The sequence below is a fragment of the Bacillus pretiosus genome, from assembly GCF_051294775.1.
GTDB classification, from domain to species: Bacteria; Bacillota; Bacilli; order Bacillales; family Bacillaceae_G; genus Bacillus_A; species Bacillus_A wiedmannii.
Genome location: NZ_JBPPHF010000001.1, coordinates 399,789 through 413,871 on the forward strand (window position 1 = coordinate 399,789; position 14,083 = coordinate 413,871).

14 protein-coding genes and 1 pseudogene are annotated in these 14,083 nt (G+C 34.1%); 10 read left to right on the forward strand and 5 right to left on the reverse strand.

Features of this window, described 5'->3' with window-relative positions; translation table 11 throughout:
* Positions 1-91: 91 nt before the first annotated feature.
* Complete coding sequence (locus ACSG5Z_RS01980; RefSeq protein ID WP_435710569.1) at positions 92-868, reverse strand: alpha/beta fold hydrolase; 777 nt, start codon at positions 866-868, stop codon at positions 92-94.
* Between the two features lie 119 nt (positions 869-987).
* On the reverse strand, positions 988-1,893 hold the full coding sequence (locus tag ACSG5Z_RS01985) for a DMT family transporter (RefSeq protein WP_000192802.1): 906 nt from the start codon (positions 1,891-1,893) through the stop codon (positions 988-990).
* Positions 1,894-1,990: 97 nt separating this feature from the next.
* Here ACSG5Z_RS01985 and ACSG5Z_RS01990 point away from each other — a divergent pair, with 97 nt between their 5' ends.
* From ACSG5Z_RS01990 to ACSG5Z_RS02005, 4 genes are all read left to right on the forward strand, one after another.
* Positions 1,991-2,860 (forward strand): LysR family transcriptional regulator, encoded by an 870-nt coding sequence (locus tag ACSG5Z_RS01990; RefSeq protein WP_088063041.1) that lies wholly within the window; start codon positions 1,991-1,993, stop codon positions 2,858-2,860.
* A 120-nt stretch (positions 2,861-2,980) separates the two neighbouring features.
* The gene (locus tag ACSG5Z_RS01995; RefSeq protein WP_000704066.1) at positions 2,981-3,412 is read left to right on the forward strand and encodes an Rrf2 family transcriptional regulator; all 432 of its coding nucleotides are present in this window, start codon (positions 2,981-2,983) and stop codon (positions 3,410-3,412) included.
* A 70-nt stretch (positions 3,413-3,482) separates the two neighbouring features.
* Positions 3,483-4,133 (forward strand): DsbA family oxidoreductase, encoded by a 651-nt coding sequence (locus ACSG5Z_RS02000; protein WP_147786320.1) that lies wholly within the window; start codon positions 3,483-3,485, stop codon positions 4,131-4,133.
* 57 nt (positions 4,134-4,190) lie between these two features.
* Complete coding sequence (locus ACSG5Z_RS02005; RefSeq protein ID WP_076536822.1) at positions 4,191-4,793, forward strand: nitroreductase family protein; 603 nt, start codon at positions 4,191-4,193, stop codon at positions 4,791-4,793.
* 151 nt (positions 4,794-4,944) lie between these two features.
* Here ACSG5Z_RS02005 and ACSG5Z_RS02010 read toward each other — a convergent pair whose 3' ends face one another.
* On the reverse strand, positions 4,945-5,364 hold the full coding sequence (locus ACSG5Z_RS02010; protein ID WP_435710570.1) for a GNAT family N-acetyltransferase: 420 nt from the start codon (positions 5,362-5,364) through the stop codon (positions 4,945-4,947).
* Positions 5,365-5,548: 184 nt separating this feature from the next.
* Here ACSG5Z_RS02010 and ACSG5Z_RS02015 point away from each other — a divergent pair, with 184 nt between their 5' ends.
* From ACSG5Z_RS02015 to ACSG5Z_RS02025, 3 genes are all read left to right on the forward strand, one after another.
* Positions 5,549-5,680: a hypothetical protein gene (locus ACSG5Z_RS02015; RefSeq protein ID WP_000997338.1), complete on the forward strand. Its 132-nt coding sequence runs from the start codon at positions 5,549-5,551 to the stop codon at positions 5,678-5,680.
* 109 nt (positions 5,681-5,789) lie between these two features.
* A complete protein-coding gene (locus ACSG5Z_RS02020) occupies positions 5,790-7,400 on the forward strand; it encodes an amidase family protein (protein ID WP_435710571.1) in 1,611 nt (536 codons plus the stop codon).
* A 177-nt stretch (positions 7,401-7,577) separates the two neighbouring features.
* On the forward strand, positions 7,578-8,591 hold the full coding sequence (locus ACSG5Z_RS02025; protein WP_435710572.1) for an AI-2E family transporter: 1,014 nt from the start codon (positions 7,578-7,580) through the stop codon (positions 8,589-8,591).
* Positions 8,592-8,646: 55 nt separating this feature from the next.
* Here the strand turns inward: ACSG5Z_RS02025 and ACSG5Z_RS02030 are convergent, their stop codons facing one another.
* Positions 8,647-9,591 (reverse strand): L-lactate dehydrogenase, encoded by a 945-nt coding sequence (locus ACSG5Z_RS02030; protein WP_000715320.1) that lies wholly within the window; start codon positions 9,589-9,591, stop codon positions 8,647-8,649.
* A gap of 201 nt (positions 9,592-9,792) precedes the next feature.
* Between ACSG5Z_RS02030 and ACSG5Z_RS02035 the strand changes: the two genes are divergently transcribed.
* Together ACSG5Z_RS02035 and ACSG5Z_RS02040 are read left to right on the forward strand one after the other, a co-directional pair.
* Complete coding sequence (locus ACSG5Z_RS02035) at positions 9,793-11,229, forward strand: flavin monoamine oxidase family protein (RefSeq protein WP_227557298.1); 1,437 nt, start codon at positions 9,793-9,795, stop codon at positions 11,227-11,229.
* Positions 11,230-11,333: 104 nt separating this feature from the next.
* Positions 11,334-12,257 (forward strand): CobW family GTP-binding protein, encoded by a 924-nt coding sequence (locus ACSG5Z_RS02040; protein ID WP_262720226.1) that lies wholly within the window; start codon positions 11,334-11,336, stop codon positions 12,255-12,257.
* 109 nt (positions 12,258-12,366) lie between these two features.
* On the opposite strand, the gene ACSG5Z_RS02045 is transcribed toward ACSG5Z_RS02040, so the two are convergent.
* Positions 12,367-13,362: an S-layer homology domain-containing protein gene (locus ACSG5Z_RS02045; RefSeq protein WP_435710573.1), complete on the reverse strand. Its 996-nt coding sequence runs from the start codon at positions 13,360-13,362 to the stop codon at positions 12,367-12,369.
* Positions 13,363-13,561: 199 nt separating this feature from the next.
* Between ACSG5Z_RS02045 and ACSG5Z_RS02050 the strand changes: the two are divergent.
* Positions 13,562-13,994 (forward strand): annotated as a pseudogene (locus ACSG5Z_RS02050) (3-oxoacyl-[acyl-carrier-protein] synthase III C-terminal domain-containing protein); the annotation flags it as partial.
* Positions 13,995-14,083: the final 89 nt, after the last annotated feature.

Consider the following 14,083-nt stretch of genomic DNA (forward strand, 5'->3'; position numbering starts at 1 on the left):
GACCTTTTTTATTACGTCTATGGATTAGTAAGAATGAGGATAGTGGCACCATTATAGTCACTGTATAATGAAATTTATTAATGTATGGAAATTAATTGACGATTATTAAGTCTTCCGGCAAAATATCATGTTCGAGCCAGTTTTCAATTAAAGTATTAAATAGTATGGGATTTGCCAAAGAGATTCCATGACCAATTTTAGGAATGATAATACCAGTACAATTCGTATTACTTTCAAGGATTTCATTCATCGAGTCTTTCATAATTCTTTTTTCTTTGTCTCCAACAGTTACTAATATATTACTACTAGCATCCTTGAAATCTTTTGGTATTGTAAACGACATGTTTTCTTCTAATATCCTTACAAATGTATTTTTACATATTTGACAACTGTCATGATAATAGTTATCAAATTGTGTTTCATCTATGTACATTGATTTTGCTTGTATTTTGGAGAATGAATTACACTTTACTAGGAAGTAGGTTAAGCTAAGGGAGCTTAATAATGTTTTAGCGAAAGGAATTGGCTTAACTAATGCGCTATTTACCATAGCATATTGAATTAAGTTTGGTTTCATGCTGAGCATGGCAATTAATACTTGAGCGCCTAATGAAAAACCAATTACTATAACAGTTTTACCTTTTCCTTTTTCTTCAATTAGTTCTATGATTTTTTCAGCACTAAAGTTTATTGAGAAATGATCTTTACTTCTGTTTTTTCCTTGCTCAGGTAAATCAGGAACAAGGCAGTGAAAGTTAGTAAAATGTTTAATTTGTTTGTCCCACATCCAACCACTGACTCCACCCCCATGAATAAAAACCATAAGTGGAGAGCTTGAATCTCCAAATTCTTTATATTGTAACACCATATAATTCCTCCTTATGATTAGAATTGTTAGTCTATTCGTATATATTAGAAAAAATTCTTACTACTTAAATATCATCATACAATAAAAAAGAGCCTACAAACGTAGACTCTTTCTTATTTTTATTTCACTTCAACCTGCTGCCTTACAGCAAGTGTTTTCGGCTTTATATTTACGAAACAAATACTCACTACAATAAATAATAGTCCGATGAATAAGCTAATAGTAATGGCCTCATGTAAGAAAATTGAACTTACAATAATAGCGATTAGTGGAATGAGGAATGTATAAGCCCCAACTTTACTTGCTTCACCGGCTCCAACAAGAGTGAAGTATGCAAGCCATCCCATTGCAATAACAAAGAATGAAATAAAGAGTAGAACACTAACAAACGGTATACTCCAAGCAATACTAGACCAGCTTTCAAACTCTGATCCGAATCCAATTAAGCAAAGTCCGCCAATAATAAGCTGCAGTGTTACCATCCAAATGGAATTAACGCGGTGACCAGTCTTCTTAATAAATACTGTACCTAGTGCCCAGCCAATCGCGCATCCTATCGCGAGAAGGATTCCGATAATAGAAATATGTCCAGTTAAACTACTAGAGCTAATCACACCTACGCCAATAAATCCAAGAACAAGCCCGAAAATTTTTAAACCGTACATAGATTCTTCAAGCCAAATCCATGAGAAAATGCCGAGTAAAACTGGTTGTAGAAATACGATGGCGGAAAATAGCCCAGCAGGCATATATTGAAGGCCGACAGTTTGTAATCCGTAAAATATAATGATGTTAAGTAAAGAAGAAATAACGTATAAATGCCAAGTTTCTTTTAAGTGTAACTCTTTGTATTTCGGTAATGCGAAAAGAAGTAAAATGAATCCTCCAATTAGAGTTCGAACGCCTGCAAATAAAACGGGTGGTGTATAATGCAGGGCAAACTTAGATAAAGGCCAATTGATTCCCCACATGAAAACGAGAAAGGTAAGGATTATGGCCGTCTTAGTTCGAGAAAGCTGTGTCACGGTAAGACCTCCTTGTTGTTATTCATTTCACTATGATATGATATGGACTGTAATAAATAAAATGAATCTTTTTTATAAGGAGTATAAGTGATTAGTTATGACCATTACACAACTGCAAGTATTAATAAAAACTGTTGAGTTAGGTAGTTTTACGAAGGCTGCTCGGGTGTTAAATATGACGCAGCCAGCTGTAAGTCATGCGATTTCAAGTATTGAGTCAGAGTTAGGAGTTACGATTCTTATACGTGATAAACGAAAAGGGCTAATCGTTACGGATGTAGGAAACAGAATTCTTGTGCATATTAGAGAGATTTTGAACGGTGTAGAGAAGATTGAACAAGAAGTTGCGATGGAGAAAGGACACGAAGTTGGGACGATTCGAATTGGGAGTTTTCCGAGTGCTTCTGCACATTTCTTACCCAAAATGATAAACCTTTTTAAGGAGAAGTATCCGAACTTAGAAGTCGTTCTTTGTGAAGGAACGATTAAAGAAGTTGAAGATTGGTTAGTATCGAGGGTTGTTGATATAGGAATTGTCATTTTGCCTAATAAAGAGATGGAGATTGTCCCATTAACGAAGGGGAAAATGGTTGCTATCTTAAGAGATGATCATCCTCTTTGTAAGAAGGACTCTATTGCAATTAGCGATTTAGAGAATGAACCGATCATATTATGTAAGGGTGGATACGAACCACCCATTATTGATATGTTTAAACAAGCCAACGTACCACTTCGGGCTGAGTATGTAATATCGACCGTTACTACAGCTTTAAATATGATTCAAGAAGGGTTAGGTATTGCAATATTAGCCGAATTATCTTTAACGAATTTACCACAGAATGTGCAAACGAGAGAATTGGAACCACAAGTATGGAGAGAAATTGCTTTAGCTGTTCCTTCATTAAAGGATTCCTCAATCGCTGTGCAGCTATTTATTGAAGAATTTCAAGCGCTATTTGCAGAATAAAAAGAGGTGTCTCATATATCATAATGGGACACTTTTTAATTTGCTTATAAAAAATCTATGAAAAGGATTGACTTATCTTTTTGTTGTAACTATAATGATTACATCGAGGTGGTGATCACGATGAAAATTAGTAGCCGCTTTTCTATAGCTGTTCATATTTTATCTATTTTGAAAAACAATCCATCTTCACTTTGTACTTCAGACTATATAGCTGAAAGTGTAAACACAAATCCAGTAGTCATTCGTAAAATGATGTCGTACTTGAAACAAGCTGGTTTTGTATATGTAAATCGCGGTCCAGGTGGTGCGGGATTATTAAAGGATTTACATGAAATCACATTGTTAGATGTATACCATGCAGTAAATGTAGTCGAAGAAGACAAACTATTTCATATTCACGAGCAACCAAATCCAGATTGTCCAATTGGAGCAAATATTCAAGCGGTGTTAGAAGTTATATTAATACAAGCGCAATCCGCGATGGAAGAAATTTTGAGAAATATTACGATGGGGCATTTGTTTGAAACTTTGCAAGAAAAAATGAATGCTTAAATCATATTTATATTTTTTTATTATTAATGTAACTGATTCGATTACAACTATAAAGGTAAGGTGTAAAAGTATGACTGTAAAAATGAAAGTATACTCAGATTTTATATGTCCATTTTGTTTTTTAGCAAAAGGTCCATTAGATGAAGTAGCGAAAGAGAAAGATGTAGAAATTGAATGGATGCCATTTGAATTACGTCCAAGTCCATATTCAAAAATAGATCCATGGAATGAGCCAGAAAAATTAGGCTCATGGGATGCTTTTATTCTTCCAACTGCGAAGAAGTTAGGAATCGATATGCGTTTGCCGCGTGTTTCACCGCATCCATATACACATTTAGCTTTCGAAGGATGTCAATTTGCGAAAGAACGTGGACTAGGAAATGAGTATCATCACCGCGTATTCACCGCATTTTTCCAAGAAGAGCAAAACATTGAAGATATTAATGTTTTAACAAAATTAGCGGTAGAAGTAGGTCTTCCTGAAGCTGAATTTAAAGATGCTTTAGTAACGCGTAAATATAAAGAAAAGCATCAAGAAGCAATTCAGCATGCATATGATGAAGCAAATATTATGGCTGTTCCAACTGTCATGATTGGAGATGAAGTCATTCAAGGGCTTGCTAGTAAAGAAACGCTACAAAGAGTCATCGATAAAGAAATTGAAAAGGATAAAACAAATTCATTTGAAGGTATGCAATGTAATACAGATGGATATTGCTAATTCGCTTGTTATGAAATAACAAAATAAATTATAAAACAAATATTTGGAGGAATTAAAATGTCAGCAACTACAACAAATTTAAAAGAAGCAATCGTGAACCGTCGTTCTATTCGTAAAGTAACAAAAAACGATGCAATTACGAAAGAAAGAATTGAAGAAGTTTTACAAACAGCTTTACACGCACCAACATCTTTCAATATGCAAAGTGGTCGTATGGTTGTATTAATGGATGGAGAACATGAAAAGTTTTGGGATATTGTTAAAGAAACACTAAGAGCCCGCGTACCAGCAGAAAACTTTGAAGCGACTGTAGAAAGATTAAAAGGTTTCCATACAGGTGTTGGGACTGTGTTATTCTTTGAAGATCAAGCAACAGTAGAAAAAATGCAAGAAAATGCACCATTATATAAAGATCAGTTCCCATTCTGGTCTCATCAAGGAAATGCAATGTTACAGCATACTGTATGGATGTTATTATCGGCTGAAGGAATTGGTGCATCCCTGCAACACTACAATCCAATCGTAGATGCTGAAGTGAAAGAAACTTGGAACATTCCAGCAGAGTGGAGCTTAGTAGGACAAATGCCATTTGGTGAGCCAAATGAACAACCAGGAGAAAGAACTTTCTTACCTACTGAAGATGTAGTGAAATTTTATTAAGAAATTTAATATATAAAAAGTTAAATAAAAGGAGAGTACGTATTAGTCATATATGTACTCTCCTTTCGTATGCAATGTTAAACTCTTACTGCAAGAACGATTTCCTTCATATGAATCGAAGTTTTTCCTTACAATTAAAAATCTGTTATGTTTATTGTTTTGTAATGACAGTAAACATCCCCGTCATGTTTGGTGAGTAATCCTTAAAATCAAATTTTTCATAGAACGATTCTTTACCTTCTGATGCAAATAAACCGACAAACGCCTTATCAGGGGCATTCTCATGTAAGTATGCAACTAAACGATGCATGATTTCTTTCCCGATACCATGTTTCTGATAATCCGGATGAACTACTATATCTTGAATATAGAAATAGATAGATCCGTCACCAACAATTCGCCCCATGCCAATTATTTGTTCATTATCTTTCACTGTGATGCAGTGAATAGAATTCTTCAGTGAAGTATCTGCTACTTCAAAATTCATATAATCAGTCCATCCAACAGAATCACACAAATATTTGTACTCTTCTAATGTTGGAATGTTATGTTCAAACTCATATGTTTTCAAAATGTACCCTCCAAGCCCTTAAATTTAACAAGTATATACATTCGACATTTTTTTATCTTTTCCTCTTATGTAACTGAATTCCCTTTAGCTATTGAATTTCGTCCAGTTTCCGTATTTGTATTTGTGTTAATTAATAAGAGTTTGGGGGAAAAATATAAGAAATAATCGAAAGGGAAGTGGGAAAATGAATGATGAGAAAAAGTATACAGTGGTAGGTACTGATGTTGAAGAAGTAAAACGTTTAAATGAAAATTCGGGATTATCATATAATCAAGTGAAAGAATTATTAGCGAAGCAAATGCAAAAAAAGAAGTAATGAAATCGAAATCCTTTATTTTTTCATTTAGCATTCTAATTAGAGAGAGTTATGAGGATAACTCTCTTTTTCAATACAATGGAGCAACTTTTAGAGCGGAGGAAACAGCATGAAAAAGTGGATAAAGATAACGCTGTCAATTGCTGGGGGTATCGTCCTATTGACATGTGCCGGAGGATATTACGTGTATAAAAATTATTTTCCAAAGGAACCTGAGCGTATCGTATATGATAAAGAGAGAGTGTTAAAACCGATACATAATCAGTTGAAAGGGATTAACATAGATAATGTGAAGATAAAAGAAAAAGAGGTTGTAAATGCAACTGTAAACGAGCTTCAAAAAATGATTGATGATGGAAAATTATCATATGAAGAATTAACGAGTATTTATCTTTTTAGAATACAAGAACATGACCAAAATGGAATATCATTAAATGCTGTTACAGAGATTAATCCAAATGCAATGGAAAAAGCGCGAAAGTTAGATAAAGAAAGGTCTTCAAATAAGAAATCGAATTTATACGGCATGCCGGTTATCGTAAAAGATAATGTACAAACAGAAAAGGTGATGCCGACAAGTGCGGGCACGTATGTGTTAAAAGATTGGATTGCAGATGAAGATGCGACAATCGTGAAGAAGTTGAAAGAAGAAGGTGCTTTTGTTTTAGGAAAAGCGAATATGTCTGAATGGGCAAATTATTTATCCTTTACAATGCCTAGCGGATATAGCGGGAAAAAAGGACAAAATTTGAATCCGTACGGTCCGATTACGTTTGATACATCAGGATCAAGCTCTGGATCTGCTACAGTAGTTGCGGCAGATTTTGCACCGCTTGCAATCGGGACAGAAACGACTGGATCAATTGTAGCACCAGCGACGCAGCAATCAGTAGTTGGATTACGTCCATCACTAGGTATGGTGAGTAGATCAGGCATTATTCCGTTAGCTGAAACGCTTGATACAGCAGGGCCGATGGCAAGAACGGTAAAGGATGCGGCAACGTTATTTAACATAATGGTAAGTTATGATGAAAAAGATACTATGACAGAAAAAATGAAAGAAAAAGAAAGAATTGATTATACGAAGGATTTATCAATAGATGGATTGAAAGGGAAAAAAATAGGGGTTCTTTTTTCAATAGATCAACAAGATGAGAATAGAAAGAAAGTAGCAGAAAAGATTAGAAAAGACCTTCAAGATGCAGGTGCGATATTGACTGATGATATTCAGTTAAACAGCGAGGGTGTAGATAATCTGCAAACATTAGAATATGAATTCAAACATAATGTTAACGATTATTTTTCACAGCAAAAAAATGTACCGGTAAAATCGTTAGAAGAGATTATAGCGTTTAATAAAAAGGATAGTAATAGACGAATAAAATATGGACAAACATTAATTGAGGCGTCTGAAAAATCTGTTATAACGAAAGATGAGTTTGAAAAAGTAGTGCAAACGAGTCAAGAAAATGCAAGAAAAGAGCTAGATAGATATTTAGTAGAAAAAGGTTTGGATGCTTTAGTTATGATTAACAACGATGAAGTTCTTCTATCAGCTGTAGCTGGCTATCCAGAATTAGCGGTGCCAGCAGGATATGATAACAATGGAGAGCCAGTAGGTGCAGTGTTTGTCGGGAAGCAATTCAGTGAGAAGGAACTATTCAATATTGGTTATGCGTATGAACAGCAGTCTAAAAATAGAAAATCACCTAAATTGTAAAAGGGTAAACGAAAAAAAGAGCTCCATTGAAGTAAGTAGGTGGCTAATGTAAATAGAATCTAACAATATAAAAAGAAAAAAAGGATTCTTTCTAATTAGTAAGAAAGATTGTCTATAGAAGTTCATAAAATGTAATATATTCAATTTCCATCCACTGAAGGGGGAGGTTAAATCTTAATGAATGAATTGAAAAATTTCTTTCGAAGTAGAGGGTTTCAACGGTTTCTCGTTTTAATAATAGTAGCGTTAGTATTATATGGATTAAAAAGTATGATCAATTTAATATTAATTACGTTTATACTGACATTTTTAATGGATCGTTTTCAACGTTTTATTTCAAAGAAATTGAAAGTGAACCGGAAAATTGTTATCGCCTGTTTGTATATCATATTAGTTTCCTTTATTGGCACGACATTATATAAATATTTACCTGTGTTAACGATACAAATTTCACAATTGATTTATCAATTTAAATTGTTTTTTCAAAACCCACCTGATAATGAAATCATTAAATATGCACTTTCGACAATTAACGGAATGGAAGTATCAAAATATATAGAACAAGGTGTAGATGTCATATATCAATCGATTGCAAATATAGGAAAAGTCAGTTTGCAAATATTACTCTCACTTATTTTAAGTTTATTTTTCTTATTAGAAAAAGAACGCATCATATCATTTACTTCGAAATTTAAAGATAGTAGTCTGAAAGTTTTTTATGAGGAGATTGCATATTTTGGTGAAAGGTTTGCAAGATCGTTCGGTAAAGTAATTGAAGCGCAGTTTTTAATTGCAGTTGTAAATTGTATTCTTACTGTCATTGCATTAATTGTGTTAGGATTTCCGCAGCTTCTCGTATTAGCTGTCATGATTTTCTTACTTGGATTAATCCCTGTTGCCGGGGTAATCATTTCCTTGTTTCCACTTTGTATTATTGCATATAACGTAGGCGGAGTTATGTACGTTTTATACATACTTGTGTTCATTACAGTAATCCATGCTCTTGAAAGTTATTTTTTAAACCCGAAGTTTATGTCTGCGAAAACGAATTTGCCAATCTTTTATACATTTATGATTCTCATCTTCTCAGAACATTTCCTTGGAATATGGGGGCTTATTATCGGGATACCAATCTTTATCTTTTTATTAGATGTACTTGATGTAAATAATGAGGAATCGATTAAAAAATAGAAAATAAACAAAAAAGCAATCCAAAATAAATTGGATTGCTTTTTTGCATACACGATTAAAGAACTGGAGCCATTGTTTCTTTTAATACTTGAACAGAGTGATCGAATTTTAATTCTTCTTCTTCACTTAATTCCACTTCTAAAATTTCACGAACACCGCCGCGATTTAAAACAGCAGGTACGCCGATATAAACATCTTTTTGACCGTATTGGCCTTCTAAGTAAGCTGATACTGTTAATACGCTATTTTCGTCGTTTAAAATCGCCTTTGTAACACGTAGAAGTGACATACCAATACCATAGTAAGTTGCACCTTTTCGCTCGATAATATGGTAAGCTGCATCACGAACGTTTATGAAGATTTTGTCTAAATCTTCTTGCGTGTATGTGTTGTCTTTATCAAGAAGCGTTTGTAGTTTTTGAATACCGACTGATACGTGACTCCAAACAGGAAGTTCCGTATCACCATGTTCACCGATAATATAAGCATGAATGTTGTGTGGACCAATATCGAAATACTCACCTAACATATAGCGGAAACGAGCAGAATCAAGAGTTGTACCAGAACCGATTACGCGTTCTTTCGGTAAACCAGATTCTTTCCAAGTTACGTAAGTTAAAATATCGACAGGATTAGTTGCGATTAAGAAGATACCATCAAATCCGCTATCCATAATACTACGAACGATTTGTTTAAAGATTTTCGCGTTTTTCTCAACTAAATCTAAACGTGTTTCGCCTGGTTTTTGTGGTAATCCAGCCGTAATGACTACAAGATCAGCATCTTTACAATCTTCGTAGCTACCTTTCCATACTCTAGTTGGAGCTGGAGCGAATGGAACAGCATGACTTAAATCCATTGCTTCTCCTTCAGCTTTTGCCTCGTTTACATCAACTAAAACAAATTCTTCAGCTACAGCTTGGTTAATCATGCAGTAAGCATAACTACATCCAACTGCTCCTGTTCCTACTAATACAACACGGTTAATCCCTTTTTTCATTTCAAAATTCCTCGCAATTTCATTGATTTTATTATGTAAGATAATACGTCTTACTTCTATAGAGTCATATCTAGTTTATTACATTTTATAAAAGATATTCAAGTAATTGAAAATGTATCCGTGCAATTCTTTGCACGAAACATAGGGAGTAAGTGAACCGAATATAATGCAATAAAATCCTTTATCGAAGGGGAAAAGGGCATGATGCAGCCATTAACGATGGAAAGAATGCTCCATATTATTAATGTGGGGCTCGTAAAAACGAAGAATCCAAAGCAAATTATTATTGCTGGTGCAGGAATTTCAGGATTAGTTGCAGCATCGTTATTGAAAGCAGCAGGGCATAGCATAACAATTTTAGAAGCGAATAACCGAATAGGCGGAAGAATATATACGATCCGTGAACCGTTTAGCAGAGGCTTATATTTTAATGCAGGGCCAATGCGAATTCCTGAAACACACGAGTTAACTTTAGCTTACATTCGTAAATTTAAATTACCATTAAATCTTTTTATAAATAAAACCGCTTCAGATATTATTTATACGAATAATATTAAAACGAGATTGAGCGTATTTGAAAAAAATCCAAGTATACTTGGATATCCAATTTTAGAGAATGAAAAAGGGAAAACGGCAGAAGAGTTAATGTTAGTAGTGCTAGAACCAATACTTAATTTTATAAAAAAAGATTCTAATAAAAACTGGATTATCGTTGAAAAAAAGTATAAAACATATTCGCTCGGATCATTTTTAAGTGAGTATTATTCAGATGGAGCAATAGATATGATTGGGGTACTTCTAGATATGGAAGCATATATGGGAATGTCTTTAATTGAAGTATTACGGGAAATGATTTTTTTTACTTCAACGACGAAATATTATGAGATAACGGGTGGAATGGATGTATTACCCAATTCATTTTTGCCACAGCTAAAGGATAATATTTTTATGTCATATAAAGTAGAGAAAATTATACAAGAAGATAATAAAGTAATGTTACAAGGAAATCGTGAGCAAACGTTAGAGCGATTTACTATAACAAGTGATATTGCTATTATCACAATTCCATTTTCAGCGTTACGATTTGTAGAAGTTCGGCCGTATCATTTATTCTCTTATTATAAAAGACGAGCAATTCGTGAATTAAATTATATTGCTGCAACTAAAATTGCGATAGAGTTTAAAAGTAGATTTTGGGAGAAAGCGAGACAGTGTGGAGGTAAATCTATTACAGATTTACCTATACGGTTTACATATTATCCGAGTTATGGCATTCATACACCAGGGGCAGCTACCGTTTTAGCGAGTTATACGTGGGCAGATGAGGCGTTAACATGGGATAGTTTACCGAATAGTGAACGCATTCGTTATGCATTAAGAAATTTAGCGGAAATATACGGTGACATCGTTTATAGTGAGTTTGTTACAGGGGCATCTTTTAGCTGGAGTCAAAATCCGTATTCTTGCGGCGCATTTACAGCTTTCGAACCGGGCCAAGAACTCGAGTTATTTCCGTATATTACACCACCATCTGGGAAAGTGCATTTTGCCGGAGAGCATACGACATTAACACATGGGTGGATGCAAGGAGCAATAGAGTCTGGAATTCGAGTTGCTCATGAAGTAAACGAAAAGTGAAGATATATTTACAAATCACCACTCTTTTAATAAAATAATAAATATAAATCGTAATTATTACGCTTTGAATACGTTTTGAAATAAAGAAATGGATGGTTGATCAAATGAATAAAGTAGAAATTCATATATTAGGTGGCTTTTTAGGTAGTGGAAAATCAACATTATTACAAAATTTATTGTTAGCGGAGAAAAAGAAGGATAGAAAAGTTGCAGTGTTGATGAATGAGATTGGTGAGTACTCAGTAGATACAGATATTATTGGAAAAGAGAATGTTTTAAGAGAGCTTCTGAAAGGTTGTATTTGTTGTACGCTAAAAGAAGAGCTTGAAATACAATTACATTCGTTATATCAACAAGAAAGACCAGATGTCATTTATATAGAAACGACAGGTGTTGCGCATCCAATTGAAGTGTTAGATGCATGTGTATCACCAATTTTAGCACCTTTCCTAGAAGTGAAATCAATAGTAGTCGTTTTAGATGCAGTAAGGTGGTTAAATCGAAGTGTATTAAGTGCAAACGTTCAGCAATTATTACATGAGCAACTGAAGTTTGGTAGCCAAATTTTAATTAATAAATCAGATTTACTAACAGATGCGGATAAGAACAAAGTAATTGAAGATGTGAAAGCAATAAATAGTCATGCGAAATTGTTTGAAACAAAGTATTGTAATATATCTTTAGAGGATATAGAAGAAGTTGAATTTACGAATGATGGGGAACATGAGACACTACATGTAAAACAGCATTTGCATATACAAACGATGACATATCAATTTACGAAATCAATTGATCAAGATAAATTATACGAATGGCTTTCGAATTTACCAGATAGTATTTATCGTGTAAAAGGTTTTGTGAAATTTCATGGGGACAAATATCCTCACTTATTCCAATACTCGTTCGGGGTACCGACTTTATTGGAACAAGACTTCGGTTTCCCAACGAACTTGGTAGTAATAGGAGAAGGGCTAGATAAGAAACAATTGGCTGAAGGGTTAGAGAAAGTGGAACTTAATTCTAATTAAGATTAAAGGAGCTGCCCCGCAAGTCGTTGAAACCGACTTGTGGGGCAGCCTTTTTATTTCTTATGAGTAACCATTTAGCTACTTGTATTCATGTTAAATAGTCACTCTTTTAGTATTTTCGTTTTCCAAGATAAACATTTACTCTAGTACTAGAGTCTCTACTAAATTCAATTTTGCGACCATCTAATTCTATTGTTCGAGAGCTTGCAGTAGGATTTTTAATTAGACTATACAGATAACCTGCTTTAGTTGGTAGTAGTGTATTTAGGATTTTTCTCACCGGCTCGTTTAATACAGGATCATCACTATGAATAGACATTCTATATGCACTGTCATCATAGGGAGAAAAATTAAATTGCATAATGCCATCATATGTTTGACCAGTTTTAGTGAATACATAGTTATAATCGGTTTTTAAAAACCCAGAATCAATCAGTATATTCTCAATTTCTTTATACTTATCCTCATCTTTCGCAGGAATAGAATCAGGAATAAAATAAGGACTTACATTAATTGCGCTATACATAAACTTTGCAAATTGTTCTCTTGTTACATTCAGTTTTCCGCCATATTGATAGTTTCCAATTCCGTTTGTAATACCATTACTATACAATGAACGAACAGAGTTTGTTGCCCAATGATTATTTGGAACATCATAGAAAAGGTCGTTTGTTTTTACAGGTAAATGAAACGCTTTTTGTAAGATAACAGCCATTTCATATCGAGTTAATGTATCATCAGGTCTAAACTTGTCAGTGCTATTGTCCCCTGTCATGATTCCTTTTTGAGCAACTGCTTTAATATTGTTTTCAAACATATGCCCATGAATATCAGAGAAATGTTTACTTGTAGATCCGGTATTTTCTAGTTTTAAGTATCTTGAAATAATCGCAGCTACTTGCCCACGAGTTACATTGTCCCCAAATCCAAATTTTCCGTTACCATAACCATTCATGACATTTTGTTCAGTTAAATGGTCAATCGAATCTTCAGACCAATGCCCTTTTGGTACATCGATGAAACGTTCAGTTTGTGCATGAGCATTCGTTGCACCGAATAATGTGGCGGTAATTAAGCCTGTTGCAAGTACATGTTTAAAATTCATTATGATTCCTCCTAAGTATATAAAACAATATTTTCTCACCCATATCCGTTACTTTTAAGTAATAATCACTTATCTATTATATTAGTATATTTAGTTTTTGTAAAATATGGATTTACTTTCGGAATATTGCTTAAATATATTTGGTGTTATAAGAGGGAAGTATAAAAAGTTAACTGACGGGGCGTTGATTCATTTTGATCATGAAGATGTTCGTATCCCAGCTGGTGGATCGAAGCAGGTTGCGAGCTATGATACTGTTGAGAATCGACAACATTATTATTGATGTAATAGATCCTATTAGTATGAAAGAACGTCTAGACCGGGTTTCAACTCCTAATTTTGACAAGGTGATTCGGGAGGCGTTAAGAAAAAGTGGATTTACTCCTAAAGATATTAAAGTATTGTTACCACTGCATACAAAACGTTCTATGTTAATAGAATTGATACAGGGGCTAGGGCTAGCAGAAGAACAAGTTGTATATTTAGATCATTATGGACATATGTCAGCGCTGGATCCTTGCATTGGTCTTCACTTTGCAAATGAACAGGGAAAATTACAGGCCGGAGATATTGCAGTAGTAGTTAGTGCAGGGACTGGATATACGTGGGCAGCGACTGTAATTAGGTGGTGAAAAATGCTAGATGAATATATGGTAAATGGAGGTATTTGGAAAGAGGCGGCGAATGTAAAGGTACTTCATTAAATTTTTTTAACAGATTT